The organism is Janthinobacterium aestuarii, from assembly GCF_046113285.1.
Lineage (GTDB): Bacteria > Pseudomonadota > Gammaproteobacteria > Burkholderiales > Burkholderiaceae_D > Janthinobacterium.
The window spans coordinates 1,381,324-1,406,212 of the sequence record NZ_CP142524.1 but is presented as its reverse complement, the minus strand read 5'-3'; the positions used below and the strand labels follow the sequence as shown (position 1 = coordinate 1,406,212).

General features: G+C 67.2%; 13 protein-coding genes. 12 read left to right on the top strand and 1 reads right to left on the bottom strand.

Annotation, left to right across the window (positions count from 1 at the left end; all coding sequences use genetic code 11):
• Positions 1 to 101: 101 nt before the first annotated feature.
• Positions 102 to 1,097: an RluA family pseudouridine synthase gene (locus tag OX462_RS06280; RefSeq protein WP_070220186.1), complete on the bottom strand. Its 996-nt coding sequence runs from the start codon at positions 1,095 to 1,097 to the stop codon at positions 102 to 104.
• A 691-nt stretch (positions 1,098 to 1,788) separates the two neighbouring features.
• Here OX462_RS06280 and OX462_RS06275 point away from each other — a divergent pair.
• From OX462_RS06275 to OX462_RS06220, 12 genes are all read left to right on the top strand, one after another.
• On the top strand, positions 1,789 to 4,959 hold the full coding sequence (locus tag OX462_RS06275; RefSeq protein WP_409028025.1) for an Rne/Rng family ribonuclease: 3,171 nt from the start codon (positions 1,789 to 1,791) through the stop codon (positions 4,957 to 4,959).
• 88 nt (positions 4,960 to 5,047) lie between these two features.
• On the top strand, positions 5,048 to 6,388 hold the full coding sequence (gene chrA / locus OX462_RS06270; protein WP_409028024.1) for a chromate efflux transporter: 1,341 nt from the start codon (positions 5,048 to 5,050) through the stop codon (positions 6,386 to 6,388).
• 501 nt (positions 6,389 to 6,889) lie between these two features.
• The gene (locus OX462_RS06265) at positions 6,890 to 8,389 is read left to right on the top strand and encodes a TolC family protein (protein WP_070289119.1); all 1,500 of its coding nucleotides are present in this window, start codon (positions 6,890 to 6,892) and stop codon (positions 8,387 to 8,389) included.
• Positions 8,386 to 9,168 carry an efflux RND transporter periplasmic adaptor subunit gene (locus OX462_RS06260; protein WP_409028023.1) on the top strand — a complete coding sequence of 261 codons (783 nt, stop codon included), beginning with the start codon at positions 8,386 to 8,388 and terminating at the stop codon, positions 9,166 to 9,168. Before OX462_RS06265 ends, OX462_RS06260 begins: the two co-directional genes overlap by 4 nt.
• 34 nt (positions 9,169 to 9,202) lie before the next feature.
• Positions 9,203 to 10,051, top strand: a complete 849-nt coding sequence (locus OX462_RS06255; protein ID WP_070220194.1) for a phage tail protein — start codon at positions 9,203 to 9,205, stop codon at positions 10,049 to 10,051.
• A 65-nt stretch (positions 10,052 to 10,116) separates the two neighbouring features.
• Entirely contained in the window at positions 10,117 to 11,130 is a 1,014-nt protein-coding gene (locus tag OX462_RS06250; RefSeq protein ID WP_409028022.1) for a tetratricopeptide repeat protein, read from the top strand.
• A gap of 1 nt (position 11,131) precedes the next feature.
• Positions 11,132 to 17,104: an Ig-like domain-containing protein gene (locus OX462_RS06245; protein ID WP_409028021.1), complete on the top strand. Its 5,973-nt coding sequence runs from the start codon at positions 11,132 to 11,134 to the stop codon at positions 17,102 to 17,104.
• On the top strand, positions 17,101 to 18,468 hold the full coding sequence (locus OX462_RS06240) for an efflux RND transporter periplasmic adaptor subunit (protein WP_070289116.1): 1,368 nt from the start codon (positions 17,101 to 17,103) through the stop codon (positions 18,466 to 18,468). Before OX462_RS06245 ends, OX462_RS06240 begins: the two co-directional genes overlap by 4 nt.
• An 11-nt stretch (positions 18,469 to 18,479) precedes the next feature.
• Entirely contained in the window at positions 18,480 to 20,573 is a 2,094-nt protein-coding gene (locus OX462_RS06235; RefSeq protein WP_409028020.1) for a site-2 protease family protein, read from the top strand.
• A gap of 99 nt (positions 20,574 to 20,672) precedes the next feature.
• Positions 20,673 to 21,794, top strand: coding sequence for a GTP 3',8-cyclase MoaA (moaA, locus tag OX462_RS06230; protein WP_409028019.1), 1,122 nt, complete (start codon positions 20,673 to 20,675; stop codon positions 21,792 to 21,794).
• 62 nt (positions 21,795 to 21,856) lie between these two features.
• Positions 21,857 to 23,704, top strand: coding sequence for a molybdopterin molybdotransferase MoeA (gene glp / locus OX462_RS06225; RefSeq protein ID WP_409028018.1), 1,848 nt, complete (start codon positions 21,857 to 21,859; stop codon positions 23,702 to 23,704).
• 322 nt (positions 23,705 to 24,026) lie between these two features.
• Positions 24,027 to 24,881: an MHFG family PEP-CTERM protein gene (locus tag OX462_RS06220; RefSeq protein ID WP_409028017.1), complete on the top strand. Its 855-nt coding sequence runs from the start codon at positions 24,027 to 24,029 to the stop codon at positions 24,879 to 24,881.
• The last annotated feature ends 8 nt before the right edge of the window (positions 24,882 to 24,889 follow it).

Genomic DNA, 24,889 nt, shown 5'->3' with positions numbered 1-24,889 from the left:
CCCGACGGCATAGCCGCCGGCTCCTTGAGAATGAATGATGGCGACTGACTACCTTGTGAGTAGTGTCGCGCGCACGCGGTAGATCGTTAAGTAACTCCCAATTATCGTGCGGCAACGGCCAATGGTTTGCCCAAGCTTACCAAGAAACGCTCGCATTCGGCAGCCAGCGGCGCGTTCAGGGTCATCGTCTTGCCCGTTTCAGGGTGTGTAAACGTGATCTGGTGCGCGTGCAGGAACATGCGCTTCAGGGCGCCGCGCGTGCTGTCGGCTTTCAACAGGGCACGGTTGAGGGCAAAGTCGCCATATTTATCGTCGCCGGCGATGGGGAAACCGGACGACGACAGGTGCACGCGGATCTGGTGCGTGCGCCCCGTCTTCAATTCCGCTTCCAGCAAGGCGAAGTTGTGATATTTATGCAACAGTGAAAACACCGTGTGCGACGCCAGGCCATCGGCCTGCACGGCCACCCGGCGCTCGCCTTCGGCCGTCGTATATTTATGCAGCGGCAACTTGATATGCTGGCGCGCATTCTTCCAGTCGCCGGCCACCAGCACCAGGTAGCGCTTGTCGGTAAGGCCGTCGCGCATCTGCTCGTGCAGGTTGGTCAGCGCCGTGCGTTTCTTTGCCAGCAACAGCAAGCCGGACGTGTCGCGGTCCAGGCGGTGTACCAGTTCCAGGAACTTGGCGTCGGGGCGCGAGGCGCGCAATTGCTCGATCACGCCGAACGATACGCCCGAGCCGCCATGCACGGCCACGCCGGCCGGCTTGTCGATGACGAGCAGCTGCGCATCTTCGAAGATGATCTTGAATTCGGCGGCCGGCGCGCCCGTGGGCGCCTTTTCGGCCACGCGCACGGGTGGAATGCGCACCACGTCGCCGGCGGCGAGGCGGTACAGCTGATCGATACGGCCTTTATTCACGCGCACCTCTCCCGATCGCAAGATCCGGTAGATGTGGCTTTTAGGCACTCCCTTGCACACTCTTAATAAGTAGTTGTCGATGCGCTGGCCTGCTTCTTCCTCGGCGATCGTTACGAATTGGGCTTGCGGCTGAACCGGGGGTGTTGAAGGGGGAACAACATCATTTTGACTCTTCATTTACTATGTCTTCCCAGAAATCTCTCTAAGTCCTTCATTTTGAATATATAATTGTTTTTGCTGCGGCCCTGGCTGCTGCGAGTGTAAGAATAAAAGCACATTTTACACAGGGGCGTCTCCACCGGCCTCGCCAAATTGCAAATTCGGTGGAAAAAAATGTATATGCACCATCCCTGCGCGAATCAAGGTTGCACCGTAGTTGTAATCGGATAACGCGTGGAGATGCTGAAGTGAGTGTGGGATTATAAGGATAAGTACCCGTTAGCGCGACTTATCGAGTCGGGCTCGCGGGTTGATGAAGTTGATAACGCTTGCCGTTTTCGCCAAACCCGTATGCGGTCACCTGAGGTTGTCGATGAATAGGCTGAGGCCAAGCCTCGCCATCGCGATCCCTGTAATGAGCCGGCTTACGATTTGGCTCTGAATTTGCTGACCACTTGCATTCTCTGCCCCCGATGCAGTTCATTCTCATCCGGGCTGTTACAGATGAGTTGCAAGTGTCCCGTGCACTCGGCATGACGATTGACCTCACCGCGCCTGTTGCGGCCGTAACGTATACCTCGTACGCGTTGTTGCTCCGCACGCCTGGGCATTTCCCCCGCCAGCACTCCCGTTCTCGCATATATCCCTGTACTTCGCCGCTTCCCCGGAAGCGGCTTTGAGATGGCCTACGGGTCGCGGAGTTATAAAAATGAAACGCATGTTGTTTAATGCCACGCAGCAAGAAGAACTGCGCGTAGCGATTGTCGACGGACAAAAACTGATCGACATCGATATCGAGACAGCCGGGCGCGAACAGCGCAAATCCAACATCTACAAGGGCGTGATCACGCGCATCGAGCCATCGCTCGAAGCGTGCTTCGTCAGCTATGGCGAAGACCGCCACGGCTTCCTGCCTTTCAAGGAAGTTGCCCGCACGTATTTCCGCGAAGGCGTCGACGTCCGTAACGCCTCCGTCAAGGAAGCGCTGCGCGAAGGCCAGGAAATCATGGTGCAAGTGGAAAAGGAAGAGCGCGGCAACAAGGGCGCCGCCCTGACCTCGTTCGTCTCGCTGGCCGGCCGTTACCTGGTATTGATGCCGAACAACCCGCGTGGCGGTGGCGTATCGCGCCGCGTGGAAGGGGAAGAGCGCCAGGAATTGCGCGAAACCATGGATAAACTGGACTTGCCTGCTGGCATGTCCGTGATCGCCCGCACCGCCGGCATCGGCCGCAACGTCGATGAACTGCAGTGGGACTTGAATTACCTGATGCAACTGTGGCGCGCCATCGAAGGCGCCGGCAAGTCGGCCAACGGCGCGTTCCTGATCTACCAGGAATCGTCGCTCGTCATCCGCGCCATCCGCGACTACTTCCAGCCCGACATCGGCGAGATCCTGATCGACACCGACGAGATCTACGACCAGGCGCACCAGTTCATGAGCCACGTGATGCCCGACATGGTGCACCGCGTAAAGCGCTACAGCGACGACGTGCCGCTGTTCTCGCGCTTCCAGATCGAACATCAGATCGAAACGGCCTACAGCCGCACCGTGCCGCTGCCATCGGGCGGCGCCATCGTCATCGACCACACGGAAGCGCTGGTCTCCGTCGACGTCAACTCGGCCCGCGCCACGCGCGGCTCGGACATCGAGACGACCGCCTTCAACACCAACTGCGAAGCGGCCGAAGAAGTGGCCCGCCAGCTGCGTTTGCGCGACTTGGGCGGCTTGATCGTCATCGACTTCATCGACATGGAAGTGGCGAAAAATCAACGCGAAGTGGAACAGCGCCTCAAGGATGCGCTGCACCATGACCGTGCCCGTGTACAAATGGGCAAGATTTCCCGCTTCGGCCTGATGGAACTGTCGCGCCAGCGCCTGCGCCCTTCGCTGTCCGAAGGCTCGCACGTGACGTGCCCGCGCTGCTCCGGCACCGGCCACATCCGCGACACGGAATCGTCCGCCCTGCAGGTGCTGCGCATCATCCAGGAAGAGGCGATGAAGGAAAACTCGGCCACCATCCACGTGCAGGTGCCCGTGGACGTGGGCGCCTTCCTGCTGAACGAAAAGCGCAGCGAAGTACTCAAAATCGAGAACCGTCACCGCATCGCCGTGATCCTGATCCCGAACAAGCATCTGGAAACGCCGCACTACAAGCTCGAACGCATCAAGCACGACGATCCGCGTCTGGAGGACAGCCAGGCCAGCTACAACCTGGCCGAAAGCGCTGAAACCGACATGGCGTACAGCAAGCGCCAGAAGGAAGAAGCGAAGCCGCGCCAGGAAGCCGTCGTCAAGACGATCACCCCTGACCAGCCGGCACCGCTGGTCGAGCGCAAGCCCGTCGAAGCAAAACCGGCCCCAGTGGCCGCGCCTGCCGCGCCGCAAGGCCTGATCGCCAAGATCATCAGCTTCTTCACCGGCGCCCCGGCACCGGTGGCGCCAGCGCCCGCCCCTGTCGCACCGGCCAAGCCGGCCGGCACGGACCGTGGCGACCGCAACAGCCGTGGCCCGCGTGGCCGTGGCCGTAACGGCAAGCCTGGCCGCGAAGAGCGCGAACCTGGCCAGGGCCGCCCAGCCCAGGACGACGCGGCGAAAGAAGCGGAAGCACTGGAAAAGGCGGCCCGTCCGCCACGCCCGCCGCGTCCGCCACGCGAACCGCGTGAAGCCCGCGAGAACGGCGATACGGCAGCGGCACCACGCGAACGGGGTGAACGTCCTGAGCGCGCGGAACGTCCCGAGCGCGCAGAGCGTCCGGAACGTGCCGAGCGTCCGCCACGCCAGCCACGCGAAGGCCGCGAACCACGCGCCGACAAGGCTGTTGTTGCTGAAGTGAAAGCTGAAGAACTGGCCCTGGTTGGCGCCAGCGCCAGCGCCATCAACGTGGTCGTGGCGTCAAACGGCCCCGAATCCGACGCCGCGCCAACGAGCTTGCTGAAAGCGCCGGCAAATGCCGGTCCTGAAGGCGAAGAGACGGAAAACGACGTGGAAGGCGAAGAACCGCGCCGCCGCCGTCGTCGTGGTGGCCGCAACCGCAACCGCCGCGACCGCGAAACGGGCGAGCTGATCGAATCGGCAAACGGCGAAAACGAAGGCCAGGACACGCCAGTGATCAGCTTTACGGTCGCTCCTGCGCCGGAAGCCGCAACGGATGCTGCGCCGGTCGCCGTCGTGGCCGCCGCCGCTGTCGTCGCCGTCGCGGCGCCGGTGGAAGCTGCCGTCGTGGAAGTGGTGGAAGTGGTGGAAGTGGCCAAGGTGGTGGACATCGCCAAGGTCGAGGAAGCCGCTCCTGCCGCTGAAGAAGCCGCGCCAGTTGCTGCACCGGTCGTAGCGCAAGCCCCTGTCGAAGTGGCTGCAGCGCAAGCTGAACCAGCCGCTGCCGAGCCAGCGCCAGCTGCCGAGTACAGCTTTGCCGAGAAAGCGGAAGCTGCACCGGCGCCAGCGCCTGCTCCAGCGGAAGTCATCGTCGAAGCGGCACCGGTCGTGGAAACGGTTGCTGTCGTGGAAACCGTCGTCGTGGCTGAAGAAGTTCCAGCAGCAGCGCCAGTCGCCGAAGCGGCGCCGGCCGTGGCGCAAGCCGCACCGGTAGTTGCCGAAGCTGCACCTGCTCCGGCACCAGCACCTGTCGTTGCTCCTGCACCGGCGCCTGTCGCTGGTCCAGCCTCCGCACCGGCTCCATCGCCGGTGCCTGCGCCGCTGGACCTGGACGCAGTGCTCGGTTCGGCCGGCCTGACCCTGGCTGCCACCGATCCGGAAAAACTGCGCCTGGCGCAGGAAGCGGCCGCCAAGGCAGTCGCTCCCGTGCGCAAGCCGCGCGAACGCAAGCCATTGCCGCCGCAATCGGATGAGCCGTTGATCCAGGTCAACACGCAACGTCCATAAGCGCGCCGGGTTCGCCCAGCCGCCAATGATGAAAGGGGGAGCTCAGGCTTCCCCTTTTTTACGTCCCCACCTTTGCCAGCCAGCCGCCATGCACGAGAACGCCAACCTTCCCCCTCCCGCCCCCGTCAGCCTGCGCAGCGCCTTCTGGTACTGGCTCAAGCTGGGCTGCGTCAGCTTTGGCGGCCCGGCCGGCCAGATCGCCATGATGCATGCGGAACTGGTGGAAAAGCGGCGCTGGATTTCGGAGCAGCGTTTCCTGCACGCCCTCAATTACTGCATGCTGCTGCCGGGGCCGGAAGCGACCCAGCTGGCCATCTACATCGGCTGGCTGATGCACCGCACGCGCGGCGCCCTGGTGGCGGGCCTGCTGTTTTTGCTGCCCTCGCTGCTGGTGCTGATCGCCCTGTCATGGCTCTACATGGCGTATGGCAACGTGGGCGCCATCGCCGGCATCCTGTACGGCATCAAGCCGGCCGTCGTCGCCATCGTGCTGGCGGCCGCCTGGCGCCTGGGCCGGCGCACCTTGCGCAGTCCCAGCCTGATCGCCATCGCGGCGGCGGCATTTGTCGCCATCGCCGCGCTACGGCTGCCATTTCCGCTGATCGTGCTCGCCGCCGCCCTGCTGGGCATGGCGGGCGGCCGCTGGCTGCCGGGCCATTTTCATGCCAGCGGTACCTCGCATGGCGGTGCGGCCCGCTACGGCGCCGCCCTGATCGATGACGACACGCCCACGCCGGACCACGCGCGCTTCCGCTGGCCGCGCCTGCTTGGCACGGCCGCCGTGGGCCTAGGGCTGGCCTTCTTCGCCTGGCTGGGCCTGGCGCTGGCGGGCGGGGCGGACCAGCCGCTGGCGCAGATGGGCGGGTTTTTCAGCAAGGCCGCCTTGCTCACGTTCGGCGGCGCGTACGCCGTGCTGCCCTATCTGGTGCAGGGCGCCGCCGATCACTACCACTGGATCACCAGCGCGCAGATGATGGATGGCCTGGCGCTGGGCGAGACGACGCCCGGCCCCCTGATCATGATCGTCGCCTTCATCGGCTTTGTCGGCGGCTGGAGCCATGCCGTGACGGGAGAACAGCTGTGGCTGGCGGGCATATGCGGCGCGTTCGTCGCCAGCTGGTTTACTTTCCTGCCCTCGTTTATCTTCATTTTGGCCGGTGCGCCGCTGGTGGAAGCGTCGCGCGGCAATTTGCGCCTGAGCGCGCCGTTGACGGCCATCTCGGCGGCCGTGGTGGGCGTCATCGCCAGCCTGGCCCTGTTCTTTGGCCGCCATGTGTTCTGGCAAACAAATCCGCTGCCCCACTGGGACTGGCTGGCGATGATCATCGCGCTGGCAGCCGGCGTGGCGCTGATCAGGTTTCAAGCGGGAACCATCAAATTGCTGCTGGTCTGCGCCGCCATCGGCCTGGCGCGTGCCTGGCTGGCTTGAACACGGAAGCGTCGCGCCAGACAATCATCGCATCCCGCCGGCATCAACAGAATCTCCACCAACAAGCGCGGAGGATATTATTTCCTTATTATTAATAATCAGGATTTGATGCAGGTTAATTTAATTGGCGGCATATATATATACCATTAATAAATAGAATATTTATTTCAGCAATTGAGTATCTCCCCATTCTCACGCCAGCAACCAGACCTGGACCCGGCAGGCATGGCGCCACGCTCTGCGCGGCTGCGCCCGACCTGCGAGCACAGCCACACCGTGATCGATTTGTCACCCCCCCGACATATCATTCTCAAATAAATAAATGTGGCATATATGCAACAAATGAAAAATTGATTATTTGAATGAGTGCGACGTCATATACTTACTCGAAAGCAAATTACTGTTTCACCGTCATTAACCCGGCAGTTTCCTCGAGAATATCCATTAATGCGCGCTCAACAATTACATCATCCCATGCCCACTTCCGCGATCAGGACACTCATGCTCGGCTGCGCCAGCTTATGGCTGCTGAGCGCTTGCTCGACACTCGACGTCGGCACGGCCAAGCTTTCCACGGCAGAGGTCCGCGCCACGCTGCAGGACGACAAGGCGGCCCTGGCGCGCGACGTGGAGGCGCTGAACGGCCCCCTGACCCTCGATGGCGCCATCGCCCGCGCCATCAAATACAACGCCGAACGCCGCTACAAGGCCATGGAGGAAGCCGTGGCCATGGGCACCTTCGAGGCAGGGCAGTTCGACATGCTGCCCAAGCTGATCGCCTCGGCCGGCTACCGCGACCGCAACAATGACCTGATCACGCGCAGCGTCGATTCCGTCACGGGCGCGCCGTCGCTGGCCAATCCCTACATCTCGTCCAGCCGCCAGGTGCTGAGCACGGAACTGGGCATTTCCTGGAGCCTGCTCGATTTCGGCCAGAGCTACTACGCGGCGCGGCAGAATGCGGACCGCGTGATGATCGCCGGCGAGCGCCGCCGCAAAGCCCTGCACAACCTGATACTCGACGTGCGCACCGCCTACTGGCGCGTGGTGGCGGCGCAGAAGCTGGTGCCCCTGCTGCGCAGCACCATCGCCGAATCGGAAGCGGCCCTGAAGGATGCGCGCACGGCGGAGAGCGACCGCATCCGTTCGCCACTGGAACCGTTGCGCTACCAGCGCCAGCTGCTGGAAAACCTGCGCCTGCTGGAAACCATCGAGCAGGAACTGTCGACGGCGCGCGTGGAACTGGCGGCCCTGACCGCCCTGCCGCTGAGCAGCGGCTATAGCGTGGTCGAAGCGGGCGGCGACGTCAACACGGCCTGGCTGAACCAGCCGATCGAAAAAATGGAAGAAGTGGCGCTGCTGCGCAATCCCGACCTGCGCGAAGGCATCTACAACGCCCGCATCGCCCAGCAGGAAACCCGGCGCGCCATGCTCAAGCTGTTCCCCGGCCTGTCCTTCAACTATGGCGTCAAGCACAGCAACGACGATTACCTGATCCACCAGAACTGGAACGAGGCCGGCGCGCAGATCTCGTTCAACCTGCTGGGCCTGTTATCGGCGCCGGCGCAGATGCGCCTGGCCGACGCGGGCGTGAGCCTGGCCAACCAGCGCCGCATGGCCATGCAGATGGCTGTGCTGAGCCAGCTTCATATTGCTCGTCAGCAATACGCCAACACGGCCCGCCAGTATGAGCGCGCCGACGCCATCGCCGAAGTGGACGGACGTATCGCCCAGCACATCGCCAATCAGGCCGAGGCGCAGAAACAGTCGGCGCTGGACCGCATTTCGCAGCAAAGCACGGCCGTCCTGTCGCAGCTGCGCCGCTACCAGGCACTGTCGAACGCGCAGGCCGCCGCATCGCGCCTGCAAGCGACCCTGGGCATGGAACCGGTGGTCAACGGCTCGTCCGACATGCCGCTGGCCGAACTGACGGCGGCCGTCGCGCAATCGCTGCAGACCTGGAACCAGGCCCAGCTGCCATCGCCTGAGGACCGTCCATGAAGTTGGTCGCACCCGCAATACGCATGACCCTGGCCGGCGCGCTGGCCCTGACCCTGCAGCACGCCGCGCTGGCCGCCGCGCCGCAGCCGGCCAGCGCCGGCGCCACGCTGGAAACGCGGGAAATCCGCGCCCAGCTGGCGCCGCGCCGCTACACCACCCTGGCCGCCGAGATCGGCGCCAAGATCAACCGCCTGCCGCTGCCGGAAGGCGCGGCCTTCAAGCAGGGACAGTTGCTGGTGCAGTTCGACTGCGTGCTGCAGCAGGCGCAGCTGGCCAAGGCGGAAGCGGCGCGGATGGCGGCCGAGACCAACTGGCAGGGCAACCAGAAACTCGCCGACCTCAATTCCGTGGGCAAGGTCGAACTCGACATTTCCAGGGCCGAAGCGCTCAAGGCGCAGGCCGAAGTGGCCGCCAACCGGGCATTGCTGGGCAAATGCCAGATCGTCGCGCCGTTCGCCGGCCGCATCGCCGAGCAGAAGGCGCGCGAACAGCAGTACGTGCAGCCGGGCCAGGCCCTGCTGGAAATTCTGGACGACAGCACCCTGGTGCTGGAATTCATCATTCCATCTCGCTGGATGAGCTGGGTGCGCAACGGCACGCCCTTCCAGGTCAGCATCGACGAAACGGGCAAGAGCTATCCGGCCAAGGTGCAGCGCATCGGCGCCCGCGTCGACCCCGTCAGCCAGTCCGTCAAGCTGAGCGCCGTCATCGACGGGCGCTTCGGCGAGCTGGTGGCCGGCATGAGCGGCAAGGTGCTGATGCAGCCGCCGGCAAAATGATTTTTTCACCCTGCTTAGACCAAAAGGAGAGCCCATGAAATCTCGTCCGCACCGCGTCGCCCGCTGCCTGACGCTCGCTGCCGTCGCCGCAGCCGCAGCCAGCTGGAGCACAGCCAGCTATGCCTGCCCCGCCGAACCCTATGTTTCCAGCATCTGCGTGATGGCCTGGACCCGCAATGACCTGTACGGCTACTTGCCGGCCAACGGCCAGTCCCTCAACGTCAACCAGAATGCCGCGCTGTACTCGCTGCTGGGCACGACCTATGGCGGCAGCGGCAACACCACCTTCAACCTGCCGGACCTGCGCGGCCGCACCGTGATCGGTGCCGGCACCGTCGACGCCAACACCAGCTACACGGTGGGCCAGAAGGTAGGCACCGTCAGCGCCACCCTGACCATGGCCAATCTGCCGGCCCATGCGCACACCTTGCCGGCGGTCGACTTGAGCAAGGTCAGCGGCTCGGTCAACCTGGCTCAGACGACCGGCACGCCCACCACCATTTCGATGGCGCCCGTGACCTACACCGCCAATACCAGTGCGCTGACACTGACGCTGAAAGCCAGCAGCGCCGCGGGTGCGTCGGCCACGCCGCTGGCCGGCGGCGTGCCGGGAGCGGTAAATACCCCGGTGGCGAAGCTGTATAACACCAGCGCACCCGACGTGGTCATGGGCGGCGGCTCCCTGGGCGGCAGCATTACCGTCACCTCCGCCGGCTCGCCTGCCATTACGCTGGCCGGTACCGCCCCGGTGACGCTGAACGGCTCCCTGCCGGCAGCCGTCAGCGGCCCTGCAGGCACGGGCGCCGCGTTCAGCATCATGCAGCCGTCCATGGCCATGTATTACTACATCGCCTCCGTCGGCATCTACCCGCAGTCGAACTGACGGACCTCGCCACCTAACCTTGTGTTGCGCGGCCGCCTCCGAGCGGAGCGGCCGCCGAAATCATCATGCAGCCACACCGCCTCTTTCAAGTCTTGCTGTCCCTGACGCTGCTGGCGGCGCCGGGCGCGCGCGCCGCGCGGCCGGCCGACCATGCCCTGCCGCTGCAAGCCGCATATGCCTTGCTGGCCAAGGGCGACTATGCCAACGCCTACCCGGCCTTCCTGCGCCACGCGGAGAACAATCCCCTCGCCCAGTTCACCCTGGCCCAGTTCCACCAGAATGGCTGGGGCCGGCCAGCCGACCCCGACACCGCCTGCGCGTGGTTCGGCAAGGCCGCCCAGGGCAAGATACCGACGGCCCTGCATTTCGCCGGCGACTGCCTGATGCGCACTCCGGACACGCCAGGCAATGCCGCCGCCGCGCTGGCCAGCTACCTGGCCGCCGCCGCGAACGGCCACCTCATTTCGCTGTGCTCGGCCAGCGAATTCTATGTCCGCGGCCGCTACGTCGCCCGGGACGTGCCGCACGGCCTGGCACTGTGCGCCCAGGCGGCGCAGGCCGGTTCGCCGCCGGCCATGCTGAAACTGGCCAATTACCTGCGCAACGACCGCGACGTGCCGCACGATGCGGCCATGGCGCGCCACTGGTACCGCATGGCGGCGGAACGCCAGGTCGACGAGGCGCGCTACCAGCTGGCCATCATGCAAGCGCAGGGAGAAGGCGGCGAAGCCGAGGGCGAGGCGGCGCTGCTTGCACTGGAAGAACTGGCGAGCAAGGGCTACGTCCCCGCCTACCTGCCCACGGCGACGCTGTACGCCCATCTGCCGCCCGACGCCGATACGGGCGCGCCCGGCGCCGCCAACCTGGCCAAGACCTATCTGTGGGCCAGCGCCGCCCGCAGCCGCCTGAGCGACCCCGCCCTGCAAGACCAGGCGCGGCAGCTGCAAGACCAGGTGCTGGCCATCATGCCGCCCGCATGGCGGCCGGCGCTCGACCGCAAGATCAACGCCCACCTCGCCCAATTCGCCGCCCCGGGCACGCCGCTCAAGCGCGCCAGTCACGTATCACCAGGAGCCTGACATGAACCATCCCCTCTTCCCTGCCGCGGCAACGACTTCCGTGCGCCGTCCGCTGCGCCGCGCCTCGCAACTGCTGCCGCTGGAGCAGCGCTTCATGTTCGACGGCGCCGTGGCCGACGCCGCCCACGCGGCGCAGGCGCACGAAAGCGCACCGCTGCCGCTGCCGCCAGCCGTGACGGTGCGCGCGGCCGAGCCGGCCAAGGACCAGGGCAAGAAGGAAGTGGTGCTGGTCGACACCTCGCTGGCCAACTACAAGAGCCTGGAGGCGGGCGTGCGCGCCGGCGTCGGCATCGTCGAATTCGACGGCAGCCGAGACGGCCTGGCGCAGATCGCGCAATGGGCGGCCAGCCAGAGCGGAATCGACGCGATCCACATCCTGTCGCATGGATCCGAAGGCACCATCAATCTCGGCACCGCGCGCCTGACCGATGCCTCCCTGTCGTCGGTTGCCGTCCGATCGGAACTGGCGCAGCTGGGCCAGGCCCTGAGCGCCGACGGCGACTTGCTGCTGTATGGCTGCGATGTCGCCGCCGGCGGCCATAACCCGCTGATCGCCGACCTGGCGCGCATCACGGGCGCCGATGTCGCGGCGTCGCGGGACGCCACCGGCGCGGCAGCCATCGGCGGCAACTGGACGCTCGAAGCGCATGCCGGCAAGATCGACGCCAAAGCGCTGGACATCGCCGACTACCAGGGCCTGCTCACACAGGTCAGCTTCTCCGGCAGCGACGCCGACTACAGCTCGACCACCGTGGTCAAACAGGTTAACGGCCAAAACGTCACGTTTTACGGCGGCGCCAGCGCCGGCGGCCTGGGCATTGACGGCACCTACGGCACCGACGGGCTGTATGCCTACCAGGGGCCCACCAATGAAGTCAGGCTGACGGTCACCATCGCTTCCGGCTACACCTTCGACATCAGCTCGTTCGATGTCGGCGTCCTGACCGGCTCGCTGACGATCAACTTAACGTATGGCAACAACACCACAGACACGCTCACAGTGAACTCGCTGGCCAACGGCTGGCAGACCCTGCTCAATTCCGGCCTGAGCAAACCGATCAACGACGTCAAGCAGGTGGTGTTCAGTTCCGGCGATTTCGGTCTGTTCCAGAATTTCGACATCACCGACGTCAAGGCTATTTCGCACCCGCCCACGGTCACGGTCAGCAGCGCCAGCCTGTCGGACGACACCGGCACCAGCGGCAGCGACTTCATCACCAAGACCGCCGCGCAAATCATCAGCGGCACGCTGTCGACCACGCTGAGCACGGGCGAAAAGGTCCAGGTGTCATATGACAACGGCAGCAGCTGGAGCGACGCCACCACCTACACGATCGGCTCCAGCAGCTGGAGCACCGTCACCACGCTGGCCGGCAGCAGCACCTTCCAGGCCCGCGTCACCAACGCCGACGGCTCCAGCACCGCCTACACGCACAGCTACACGCTCGACACCACGGCGCCGACCACGTCCTTCACCGGCATCTCCTTGTCGGACGACACCGGCGTCAACAGCACCGACTTCATCACCAAGACGCCAGGCCAGACCATCACCGCCACGCTCAGCGGCGCGCCGGCCGGCACCGACGTGGTCTGGGGGTCGCTGGACGGCGGCGGCAGCTGGACCGACGTCACCAGCAAGGTGTCCGGCACCACGCTGACCTGGAACGGCGCCACCCTGGGCGCAGGCAGCAACGCCATCATGTTCAAGGTGACCGACGCGGCGGGCAACGACAGTTCGCTGAGCTTCCAGAACTACACGCTCGACACCACCGCGCCCACCACCAGCGTGGCCACGGTCAGCTTTTCGGCCGATACCGGCACGTCGCCGACCGACTTCATCACCAAAACGGCGGCGCAGACCATCAGCGGCACCCTGTCGGCCAACCTGGCCAGCGGCGAGAGCGTGCTCGTCTCGCTCGACAACGGCACCACCTGGGCCGCCGCCAGCGCCACCGTGGGCCAGAACACCTGGTCGCTGGCCCGCACGCTCAGCGCCAGCAGCACGCTGAAGGTCAAGGTCAGCGACACGGCCGGCAACGACGGCGCCGTGCTGTCGCAAGCCTATACCTTCGACACCGGTGCGCCGACCATCACCTTCAACGGCCTGGCGCTGTCGGCCGACACGGGCTCCAGCGCCAGCGACTTCATCACCAAGATCGCGGCGCAGACCATCGGCGCCACCCTGAGCACCACCTTGGCCGCCGGCGACATCGTCTACGGCTCGCTGGACAACGGCGGCAGCTGGACCGACATCACCAGCAAGGTCAGCGGCACGAGCCTGAGCTGGAACGGCGTCACCTTGGCCGGCAGCGACACGCTGCAGCTGAAGGTCGTCGACGCCGCCGGCAACACAGGCAGCGTCAAGACCCAGGCCTACATGTTCGATACCAGCACGCCGGCCACGCCCGGCACACCGGTGCTGGCCACGGCCAGCGACACCGGCGTGCAGAACAACGACAGCATCACCAGCGACACCACGCCGACGCTGAGCGGCACGGCCGAGAACGGCAGCACCGTCACCGTGTTCGACGGCGCCACGCTGCTGGGCACCGTCACCGCCGGCGCGGGCGGCTGGACGCTGACCACCGGCGCGCTGGCCGAAGGCTCCCACACCATCACGGTCGTGTCCACCGACACCGCCGGCAACGCCTCGGCCGCCTCGGCCGCGCTGACGATCGAGGTCGACACCACCGCCCCGGCCGTCGCCACGGTGGCGGTGCCGGCCAACGGCACCTACTACAGCGGCGGCGCGCTGGACTTCACGGTCAACTTCGACGAGGCCGTCCTTGTCGACACCACCGGCGGCACGCCGCGCATCGCCCTCGTGGTCGGCGCCACTACCCGCTACGCCGACTACGTGTCCGGCTCCGGCACCAGCGCGCTGCTGTTCCGCTACACCGTGCCCAGCGGCGACATCGACGCCAACGGCATCACGGTCGGCGCACTGTCGACCCACGGCGGCACGCTGCGCGATACGGCCGGCAACGACGCCGTGGTCACGCTCAACAGCGTCGGCAGCACGGCCGGCGTCAATGTCGACGGCAGCAACCCCAGCGTCACCGGCGTCGGCGCCAGCACCGCCGACGGCGCCTACGGCGCCGGCCAGACCATCACCATCACGGTCGACTTCTCCACCGCGGTCAACGTCGATACCACGGGCGGCACGCCGACCCTGGCGCTCGACGGCGGCGGCCAGGCCACCTATGCCGGCGGCTCGGGCACCAGCACGCTGACGTTCAGCTACACGGTCGGCGCCGGCCAGAACAGCGCCGATCTCGACTACAGCTCGAGCGCCGCGCTGGTGCTCAACGGCGCCACCATCGTCGATGCCGGCGGCGCCAACCAGCCGGCCGACGTCACGCTGGCCACGCCGGGCACGGCCGGCTCGCTGGGCGCCAACAAGGACCTCGTCATCGACTCCGCCGCGCCGACCAACACCGTGGCCAACGCCACCTTCTCGGCCGACACCGGCACTTCCGGCACCGACTTCATCACCAGGACCGCGGCCCAGACCATCAGCGGCACGCTGGCGGCCAACCTGGCGGCCGGCGAGAACGTCTACGTCTCGCTCGACAACGGCGGCAGCTGGAACCTGGCCACGGCCAGCACCGGCGCCAACACCTGGTCGCTGGCCGGCCAGACGCTGTCGGGCAGCGGTACCCTGAAAGTGCGCGTCACCGACGCCGCCGGCAACAACGGCACCGCCTACGCGCAAGCCTATGTGCTCGACACCATGGCGCCGACCACCAGCTTCAGCGGCATCGCGCTGTCGGCCGACACCGGCGCCAGCAGCACCGACCTGATCACCAACACCGCGGCGCAAACCATCAGCGCCACCCTCAGCGGCGCGCCGGCCGCCGGCGACATCGTCTACGGCTCGCTCGACAACGGCGCCACCTGGACCGACATCACCAGCAAGGTGTCCGGCACCACGCTGACCTGGACCGGCGTCACCCTGGCCGCCAGCGACACCTTGAAGCTGCGCGTCACCGACGCGGCCGGCAACAACGGCGCTGCCACCAGCACGGCCTACGTGCTCGACACAAGCGCTCCCGCCACCAGCGTGGCTGGCATCGCTTTTTCCGCCGACAGCGGCGCCTCGTCCACCGATTTCATCACCAACGTGGCGGCGCAAACCGTCAGCGGCACCCTGTCGGCCAACCTGGCCAGCGGCGAGCGCGTGCTCGTCTCGCTCGACAACGGCGCCACCTGGGCCACCGCCGCCGCCACCGTCGGCCAGAACACCTGGTCGCTGGCCGGCCAGACCCTGACCTCCAGCAACACCCTGCTGGTCAAGGTGGCCGATACGGCCGGCAACGACGGCGTCACGGCGAGCCAGGCGTATATCTATGACACGGCAGCTGGCGTGCCCACCGTGGCCACCTTGGCGACGATGAGCACCACGCCCGTGCTGAGCGGCTCGGCGACGCTGTCGGCGGGCGAAACCATGACCGTCTCCGTCGGCGGCGCCACCTATGCCGTCGTTCCCGCGGCGGGCGTCTGGAGCCTGGACCTGGCCACCGCCGTACCGCTCAGCGGCACGCTGACGCTGGCCCTGAACCAGCGCTACGAGGTGGTGGCGAGCGTCACCGACCTGGCCGGCAACGTCGCCAGCGACAGCAGCAATGGCGAACTCACCATCGGCACGCTCCTGACCCCGCCCACGACCGGCATCACCGGCACCACGCTGTCGGCCGACACGGGCGCCAGCGACAGCGACTTCATCACCAACGTGGCCGCGCAAACGATCAGCGGTACGCTGTCCGCGCCGCTGGCCGCCGGCCAGCGCGTCGAAGTCTCGCTCGACGGCGGCGCCAGCTGGCGCAGCGCGGCGGCTACCGGCGGCGCGACGGCGTGGTCGATCAATGTCACGCTGGGCGGCAGCGGCACCCTCATGGCGCGCGTCAGCAACGACGCCGGCAACGGTCCCGCCTTCGCGCAAGCGTATGTGCTCGACACCGTCGCCCCCGTCGCCACGGCCACCTCGGCCACGCTATCGGGCGAGAATGTGCTTGGCGGCAACCTCTCGGCGCCGCTGGCGGCGGGCGAATCGGTACTCGTCTCGCGCGATGGCGGCGCCAGCTGGCAGGTGGCTGGCGTGGCCGGCAACAGCTGGTCGCTGGCCGGCGTCGCCGCCGGCCAGGTGCAAGTGGTGGTGCGCGATACGGCCGGCAACAACGGCGCCATCCTGGCGGCGCAAGTGAGCGTACCGGTGACGCCGCCCGTCGTGGTGCCGCCCGTGGTGGTACCGCCCGTGCGCGTGCTGCCGGAAGCCCCCGCGCCGGCGGACAAGGTTGCCGAAAAGGCCCCCGCCAGCGCTTCCGCCGGAGCCCTTCCCGGCGTGCTGGCGCCGGACACGCTGGCGCTGTTCAGCCCGAGCAGCGGCGCCAGCGGTGGGCGCGGGGCCGACGTGGCCAGGAGCCCGCTGGCCCCCGTCAGCATCGCCGCACTGACCAATCCCGCCATGCTGCTGACGGCCTTCACGCCGACCGGCTTGCCGGAACTGCCGTCGCGCAGCGATGCGCTGTTCTCGCAGGTGCCGATCGGCGACAAGGCGTTCGGCAGCGGCGAACGTATCGCGGTGCAACTGGCGCCCGACACCTTCGTGCAGTCCGGCGGCGGCACGCCGTTCCAGCTCAGCGCGCAGCAGACCGACGGCAGGCCCCTGCCTGCCTGGCTCAGGTTCGACAGCCGCGCGGCGCGCTTCGAGGGAACGGCGCCGCCGGGCTTCGAAGGCACGCTGCACTTCACGGTCACGGCACGCGATGCCCAGGGACGCGTCGCCGTGCAGACCTTCAAGATCGTCATCACCAGGGATGGCCAGGTCATCAAGACCTCGGCGCGCGACGTCGGCCCGGCCGACCCCGTGGGACGTCCCGGCCTGAGCGCGCAGCTGGGCGCCGTGCACGGCGCGGGCGCCGAGCGCCTGGCGGCGTTGTCGCGTAGCGCGGCGGCGGCGAAAGCGCATGCATGAACGACGCGGTGGCATTTGATCCCCTGCTGACCTTGCTCGAACTGGCCCAGCGCGCACGCGCCGCGGCCAGCGCCAATGAACTGGCCTTCCTGCTGGTGAACGACAGCCGCGCGCTGGCGCCGTACCGCCAGGCGGCGCTGTGGTTCGACGCCGGCGGCGTGCACACCCTGTCCGGCGTGGTGGAAGTGGAAGCCAACGCCCCGTATGCCCAGTGGCTCGGGCAGCTGTGCCGGGCGCTGGCAGAGCGCCATGCGGACGCCGCGCCGCTGGCCGTCGAGGCCGCGCAACTGCCGCCCGCCATCGCCGCCGCCTGGGACGAATGGCTGCCCGTGGCCGTCACCTGGGTGCCGCTGCGCGCCACGGGCCGCGCCGGCGGGCAGGCGGGCCTGCTGCTGGCCGGCGACGCGCCGCTGCAGCCAGGGCAGCTGGCCCTGCTCACCGAATGGGCCGATATCTGGCAGCATGCGTGGCGCGCCAGGCAAGGTCCCGCGCGCTGGTCGCCGGCGGCGCTGCCGGCGCGGCTGCGGCTGTGGTGGCAGGGCGATGGACAAGGCCAGCGCTGGCGCCGCCGGCTGGGCGCCGCGCTGGCAGTGCTGGCGGTGCTGCTGTTTCCCGTGCGCCTGACGGTACTGGCGCCGGGCGAGCTGGTGGCGGCCAATCCGGCCACCATCCGCGCACCCCTCGATGGCGTGATCGCCGAATTTTCCGTGCGCCCGAATCAGGTCGTGCGCGCCGGCCAGCCCCTGTTCTCGTTCGACCAGGCGCCCATCGGCAGCCGCCTCGACGTCGCGCGCGAAGGGCTGGCCACGGCGCAGGCCGAGTACCGGCAGACGGCGCAGATGATACTCAACGACCCGCGCGCCAAGACGCAGCTGGCCGCGCTGCTGGGCAAGATCGCCGAGAAGCAGGCGCAGGCAGCGTTCCTGGAGGGCCAGGCGCAGCGCTCGCGCGTGCTGGCGCCGCATGCCGGCATCGCCCTGTTCGACGACCCGTCGGAATGGATAGGCCGGCCCGTGCAGACGGGCGAACGCATCATGCAGGTGGCGGCCGCCGACGACGTGGAGATCGAAGCGTGGGTGCCGATCGGCGACGCCATTCCGCTGGCCGAGCGGGCCCCGCTCAAGCTGTACCTGGCCGCCGCGCCGCTGACGCCGCTCGAAGCGTATGTGCGCTACATGAGCCACCGCGCCACCGCGCGCCCCGACGGCAGCTATGCCTACCGCGTGCGCGCCAGGCTGGACGGCGCCACCGGCCAGCGCATCGGCCTGAAGGGCACGGCCAAGCTGGGCGGCGAACGGGTGCCGCTGCTCTACTGGATACTGCGACGGCCGCTGGCCAGCATCCGCCAGTTCATCGCCCTGTAGAACGGAACCGCATGCACGCCTTACCCTTGCTGCGCCAGGAGCTGTCCATCCATGCCGGCCCACGCCTGCCCGACGGCCAGCCCAGCTGGACCTTGCACGACCCCGTGCGCAACCTGTTCTTCCAGCTCGACTGGCCCAGCTTCGAGATGCTGCGCCGCTGGGAGAACAACGACGCCCAGGCCCTCATCGACGACATCAACCAAAGCACCACCCTGCAACTCGATGGCGGCGCCATCGAGCGCCTGCTCGACTTCCTGCGCGAGCAGCAGCTGCTGCAGCCGCGCCAGGGCGCCGCGGCGGCGATGGCGGCCACGCGCCAGCGCGGCAGCTGGCAGCAATGGCTGCTGCATAACTACCTGTTTTTCCGCATCCCGCTGGTGCGTCCGGACCGCTGGCTGGACTGGCTCGCGCCGCGCCTCGGGTGGCTGTTTTCGCCCGCCTTCCGCTGGCTGACGCTGGCCGCCGGCCTGCTGGGAGTGGCCGGCGCCTACCGCGACTGGGAACGCTTTTCCGCCACCCTGCTCGACACGCTGAGCTGGCATGGTGCCCTGCTGTACGGCGCCGCCATCACCTTCGCCAAGGTCTGCCATGAGATGGGCCACGCGCTGACGGCCAAGCGCTACGGCTGCCGCGTGCCGACCATGGGCCTGGCCTTCCTGGTGATGTGGCCCGTGGCGTACACGGACACCAACGAAGTGTGGAAGCTGGCGCGCCGCGAGCAGCGCCTGGCCGTGGCGGGCGCCGGCATCATGACGGAACTGATGATCGCCGCCTGGGCCACGCTGGCCTGGACCTGGCTGCCCGATGGTGGCCCCAAGCAGGTCGCCTTCCTGCTTTCGACCACCACCTGGATCACCACCGTGGCCATCAATGCCAGTCCCTTCATGCGCTTTGACGGCTACTTCCTGCTGTCCGATTACCTGGGCCTGCCCAACCTGCACAGCCGCGCATTCGCGTTGGCCCGCTGGGACTTGCGCGAACGCCTGTTCGCGCTGAACGAGCCGGCGCCGGAATCGTTTCCGCCGCGCCGGCGCGCCGGCCTGATCCTGTTCGCCTGGGTCGTATGGATCTACCGGCTGGTGCTGTTTCTGGGCATCGCCGCACTCGTGTACCACTTCTTCATCAAGGCCGTCGGCATCCTGCTGTTCCTCGTCGAGATCTGCTGGTTTGTCGCGCTGCCGCTGTGGCGCGAACTGCAGGTGTGGCGCTCGCGTCGCGACGCCCTGCGGCACAGCCGCCGCGCCTGGCGCAGCGCCGGCCTGGCCGCGCTGCTTGCGCTGCTGCTGATGCTGCCATGGCCGGACCGGGTGCTGACCTCCGGCGTGCTGCAGCCGCAGACGCGCCTGGCGCTCTACGCGCCCGCGCACGCGGCGCTCGAAGCGCTGCCGGTGGCCAATGGCCAGCGCGTCGCCGCCGGCCAGTCCCTGCTGCGCCTGTCATCGCCCGAACTGGCGCTGCGCGAAGGCGAGACGGGCGCGCGCCAGGACTTGCTGGCATGGCAATCGGCAGCGGCGGGCCTGGACGTCGCCAGCCGCAAGGACTGGCAAGTGCTGAACGACCAGCTGGCCTACGCCAGCGCCGAGCATGCGACGGTGGGCGCGGACTTGCAGCGCTACCGGCCGCTGGCGCCGTTCGCGGGCGTGCTGGTCGACGTCGATCCCGACCTGCGGCCCGGCGAATGGCTCAAAGGGCAGGAATATCTGGGTTCGCTGGTGGGCGCCGGGCGCTGGCAGGTGGTGGCCTACGTCGACCAGGATGCCGTGCGGCGCATCGCGCGCGGCGACCGTGCCCTGTTCCTCGCCGACGGCCTGGCCGGCCCCGCCCTGCGCCTGACCGTGGCCAGCATCGACCGCGATGCCAGCCGCACCCTGAACGAGCCGGAACTGGCGGCGCTGTTCGGCGGCGACGTGCTGGTGCGCGAAAAGAACGGCGTGCTGTATCCCGAACAGGCCGTATACCGGGTGCTGCTCGATGCGGACGCCGAACTGCCGGCCAGCAGCCCTGCCTGGCGCGGCAGGGTCGCCATCGCCGGGGAATGGGAAGCGCCGGCATGGCGTTTCCTGCGCGCGGCCGCGGGCGTGGCGCGCCGCGAAGCGGGTTTCTAGCCGGCCGCCGACGACCGCGCCCCGATCGTGGTATGGTTAGCGAATCAGGCGGCCCTTATGCGGCGCCGGAATTAGAAAAACAGCAAGATTATTAGGCTCATGTCAGAAAAAATCATCATGATGACGGAGCGGCGACGGGCCGCACCGGCCATCCCGGCCGCCCTGGAAGCGCCAACAGGCCTGCTGAACGATCAACTGGGCCGGCCCCTGCACGACTTGCGCATCTCGATCACCGACCGCTGCAATTTCCGTTGCGTGTACTGCATGCCGAAGGACGTGTTCGACAAGAACCACGTATATCTGCCGCATACGGATTTGCTGTCGTTCGAGGAAATCACGCGCATCGCGCGCCTGTTCGTCGCGCACGGCGTGGAAAAGATCCGCCTGACGGGCGGCGAGCCGCTGCTGCGCAAGAATATCGAAAAGCTCATCGCCATGCTGGCCGCACTGCGCACGCCGTCGGGCCAGCCGCTGGACCTGACCTTGACGACCAACGGTTCCTTGCTGGCCAGAAAGGCGCAAGCCTTGAAGGATGCGGGCCTGAACCGCGTCACCGTGTCGCTCGATTCGCTCGACGACGCCACCTTCAAGCGCATGAACGACGTCGATTTCGCCGTGGCCGACGTGCTGCAAGGCATCGATGCCGCGCATGCGGCGGGCCTGGGACCGATCAAGATCAACATGGTCGTCAAGGCCGGCATGAACGAGCAGGAAATCGTGCCCATGGCGCGCCACTTCAAGGGCACGCCCTACATCTTGCGCTTCATCGAATACATGGACGTGGGCGCCTCGAACGGCTGGAACTTGCGGGAAGTCATTCCGTCCGCCGAGGTGGTGCGCCGTATCGGCGAACACATGCCCTTGCTGCCCATCGACCCGAACTACACGGGCGAGACGGCGGCGCGCTGGCGCTACGCCGATGGCGGCGGCGAAATCGGCCTCATTTCCAGCGTCACGCAAGCGTTCTGCGCCGACTGCAGCCGCGCCCGCCTCTCGACCGAAGGCAAGCTGTACACGTGTCTGTTCGCCAGCAGCGGCCACGACTTGCGCAGCCTGCTGCGCGGCGGCAACAGCGACGCGGAAATTTCCTCGGCCGTGGCGCAGCTGTGGCGCGGCCGCGCCGACCGCTATTCGCAATTGCGCACCAGCCAGACGGATTTGACGGGCGGCGCGCTTGAGCACGGTAAAAAGAAAGTGGAAATGTCGTACATCGGCGGCTGAATCGGGCGCGGCGCGCGCCCGCCGCTGCTACCATGGCGCATGCACCCATTTTCCTACCTGACATGATCAACAAACACGACATTACCGGCCTGATCCTGGCCGGCGGCCTGGGCACGCGCATGGGCCAGCGCGACAAGGGCATGCTGCCCCTGCATGGCCAGCCCCTGGCGCGCCACGTGCTGCAGCGCCTGGCGCCGCAAGTGGGCCAGCTGGCCGTCAGCGTCCATGCCGATGCCGGCGATTACGCGCGCTTCGGCCTGCCCGTGTGGCCGGACGCGCTGCCGGGCCAGCTGGGTCCGCTGGCAGGTTTACACAGCGGCATGCGGCACGCCGGCACGCCCTACCTGCTCACCGTGCCGTGCGATTCACCCCTGCTGCCGCCCGACCTGGCCGCGCGCCTGGCCGCCGGCCTGGTCGAGAACGATGCCGACCTGGCCATCGCCGTCACCGAGGAAACCGATCCGGCGACGGGATCGGCCGTGCGCCGGCCGCACCCCGTCTTCTGTCTCGTCAAGACTGCCGCCCTGCCCCAGCTCGATGCCTACCTGCGCGGCGGCGAACGCCGCATGCGCACCTGGCACGGCCCCTTGAAGCTGGCCGAAGTGCTGTTCGAGGATGGCGCCGCGTTCGGCAACATCAATACCCCGGACGAGCTGGCCGCCTTGCAGGCGCGGGGCTTGAGCGTGCCGATGGCGCAAGCCATCCTGGCCGACACCGTCGCACCCGTGGCCGGGATCGAGGAATTGCCGCTGCCGCAGGCGTTCGAGCGCATGCTGGCGACCGACATCATCTCGCCCATCAGCGTGCCCGCGCACGACAATTCCGCCATGGATGGCTATGCGCTGCATGGTGCCGACCTGGGCGGCGACACGCCAGTGACTTTGGCCGTGGTCGACACCATCCTGGCGGGCCGTCCCGGCACGGTCAAAGTGGGGCGCGGCCAATGCGCGCGCATCATGACGGGCGCCGTCATGCCCGACGGCTGCGACAGCGTGGTGCCGCAGGAACTGGTGCTGCAAGCCAATGAAACCAGCATCACGCTGGCGCCGGACTGCATCCGCCCCGGCGACAACCGCCGCTTCAAGGGCGAAGACTTGATGCAGGGCCAGCCGGCCTTGCTGCAAGGCAAGATACTCGGGCCAGCCGAACTGGGCTTGCTGGCCTCGCTGGGCATCGCCGCCGTCCCCGTGCGCCGCCGCCTGCGCGTGGCCTTCTTTTCCACGGGCGACGAATTGCGCTCGATCGGCGAGCCGCTCGATGCGGGCTGCATCTACGACAGCAACCGCTACACCCTGCTGGGCATGCTGACCCGCCTCGGCTGCGAGGTGCTCGACATGGGCATCGTCAAGGACAATCCGCAGGCGCTGGAAGCGGCCCTGCGCGGCGCCTGCGCCAAGGCCGACGTCATCATCACCTCGGGCGGCGTGTCCAGCGGCGCGGCCGATTTTACGCGCGACATCCTGGCCCGCCTCGGCGACGTGGCCTTCTGGCAGATCAACATGCGCCCGGGCCGCCCCATGGCCTTTGGCCGGATTGCCAGCGAGGGCGACACGGCCTTGCTGCTGGGCCTGCCCGGCAACCCCGTGGCCGTGATGGCGGCGTTTTATTTCCTCGCCCGCCCCACCCTGCTGCGCCTGATGGGCGCCGACGCGGACACGGCCAGCCTGCCCCTGCTGCAGGTGGCGGCGCAGGCACCGATCCGCAAGAAACGGGGCCGCACGGAATACCAGCGCGGCATCGTCGAGCGCGGCGCGGACGGGCGCCAGCACGTGCGCGTGACGGGCGCGCAAGGCTCGGGCATCCTGCGCTCGATGACGCAAGCCAATTGCATGATCGTGCTGCATGAAGCGCAAGGCCACGTGGCGGCCGGCGACCTCGTCGACGTTGTGCTGTTCCATGGCCTGATGTAAAGCAACTGCCCTCCCCCTCTCCTTGACGGCCCGCCCTGCGCGGGCCGTTTGCATTTCCCCTTCGCAATCAATTTCCTCCTGCGCGGCACACCTGCGCCCGCCGAGATAAAAATATTAATCATTTCTCATTAAAATAAATCAATAAACACAACACTAATTGTAATAATTTTATTTATTAGTTGATATTGAAGTTTCTTCGGTGATAACATTCGAACTCACGCAAAAGTTCAATTTTGATATTGTTTTCACGAGGAAACTAACAATGAAACACGGCCCATGGTTGGCGAGCACCTGCATGCTGGGTGCAGCAGTCCTATTCGGCATGTTATCTCTGGCTCCCCTGCCCGCGTATGCGAAAGGCGTGGCCCGCGCCGACGTGCTGGACAACTGCAACTGGAACCGTCCCGGCGTCGACCCGTTCATGGGTGACGTGGTGGCGGCCGTGGACCGCTATACGGATATCGCGCCGCCAGTGCGCGAACAATTGAAGGCGCGCATGCGCGCGCGCCAGTACGATGAGATCGTGGTGATCAGCCGCGACGCCATCCGCGGCAAGGGCAATTACAACGCGCGCATCAGCGACATGCATTTCGGCCCCGGCCGCGTCTGCCGCAACGTCACGCGTGCGGGCTGGAACGAGCAGATGCAGGAACGGGGCCTCGTGTATTGCGTGCAGGGCCAGTGCATCCTGGTGCCGACGATTTGCCGCAACGTCAGCCGCATCACGCAGGCGCCCGCGTCGGCGCCGCCGGCGGCCGGTGGTGCTGCTCCCGGCGGTGCAGCACCACCGGCCGCCGCGCCCGCCGCCCCGGAAACGGCAGGCGTGCCCCTGATCGACAATCCCGACGCCTTGCGCGGCGGCTCGTTCACGGGCGGCGCCATGCCGCCCGAGGTGGCCAGCATTCCTTTCCTGCCCTTCGATTACGTGCGTACCGTCAGCGATATCGGCCCGCCGGCCGGCATGGGTGGTGGTGGTGGTGGTGGTGGCGGAAGCGTGCCGCCGGACCGGGGCAGCAGCATCATCGTGCCGCCCACCGTGATCATCCCTAGCTTGCCACCGACGGTGCCGACCGTCTTGCCGGCCGTGCCGGAACCGCAAACCTGGGGCATGCTGCTGGCGGGACTGGCGCTGATCGGCTACAGCGCGCTGCGCCGCCGCACTGCGCGGGCAGCCTGAGGCGGCGC

What these genes read in the sequence shown, in the direction of transcription:
- OX462_RS06275 (WP_409028025.1), top strand. Translation starts at nt 1,789, where the DNA reads ATGAAACGCATGTTGTTTAATGCCACGCAGCAAGAAGAACTGCGCGTA.
- OX462_RS06220 (WP_409028017.1), top strand. Translation starts at nt 24,027, where the DNA reads ATGTTATCTCTGGCTCCCCTGCCCGCGTATGCGAAAGGCGTGGCCCGC.
- glp (WP_409028018.1), top strand. Translation starts at nt 21,857, where the DNA reads ATGATCAACAAACACGACATTACCGGCCTGATCCTGGCCGGCGGCCTG.
- OX462_RS06235 (WP_409028020.1), top strand. Translation starts at nt 18,480, where the DNA reads ATGCACGCCTTACCCTTGCTGCGCCAGGAGCTGTCCATCCATGCCGGC.
- OX462_RS06245 (WP_409028021.1), top strand. Translation starts at nt 11,132, where the DNA reads ATGAACCATCCCCTCTTCCCTGCCGCGGCAACGACTTCCGTGCGCCGT.
- OX462_RS06260 (WP_409028023.1), top strand. Translation starts at nt 8,386, where the DNA reads ATGAAGTTGGTCGCACCCGCAATACGCATGACCCTGGCCGGCGCGCTG.
- OX462_RS06280 (WP_070220186.1), bottom strand. Translation starts at nt 1,097, where the DNA reads ATGAAGAGTCAAAATGATGTTGTTCCCCCTTCAACACCCCCGGTTCAG.
- OX462_RS06240 (WP_070289116.1), top strand. Translation starts at nt 17,101, where the DNA reads ATGAACGACGCGGTGGCATTTGATCCCCTGCTGACCTTGCTCGAACTG.
- OX462_RS06265 (WP_070289119.1), top strand. Translation starts at nt 6,890, where the DNA reads ATGCTCGGCTGCGCCAGCTTATGGCTGCTGAGCGCTTGCTCGACACTC.
- OX462_RS06255 (WP_070220194.1), top strand. Translation starts at nt 9,203, where the DNA reads ATGAAATCTCGTCCGCACCGCGTCGCCCGCTGCCTGACGCTCGCTGCC.
- OX462_RS06250 (WP_409028022.1), top strand. Translation starts at nt 10,117, where the DNA reads ATGCAGCCACACCGCCTCTTTCAAGTCTTGCTGTCCCTGACGCTGCTG.
- chrA (WP_409028024.1), top strand. Translation starts at nt 5,048, where the DNA reads ATGCACGAGAACGCCAACCTTCCCCCTCCCGCCCCCGTCAGCCTGCGC.
- moaA (WP_409028019.1), top strand. Translation starts at nt 20,673, where the DNA reads ATGTCAGAAAAAATCATCATGATGACGGAGCGGCGACGGGCCGCACCG.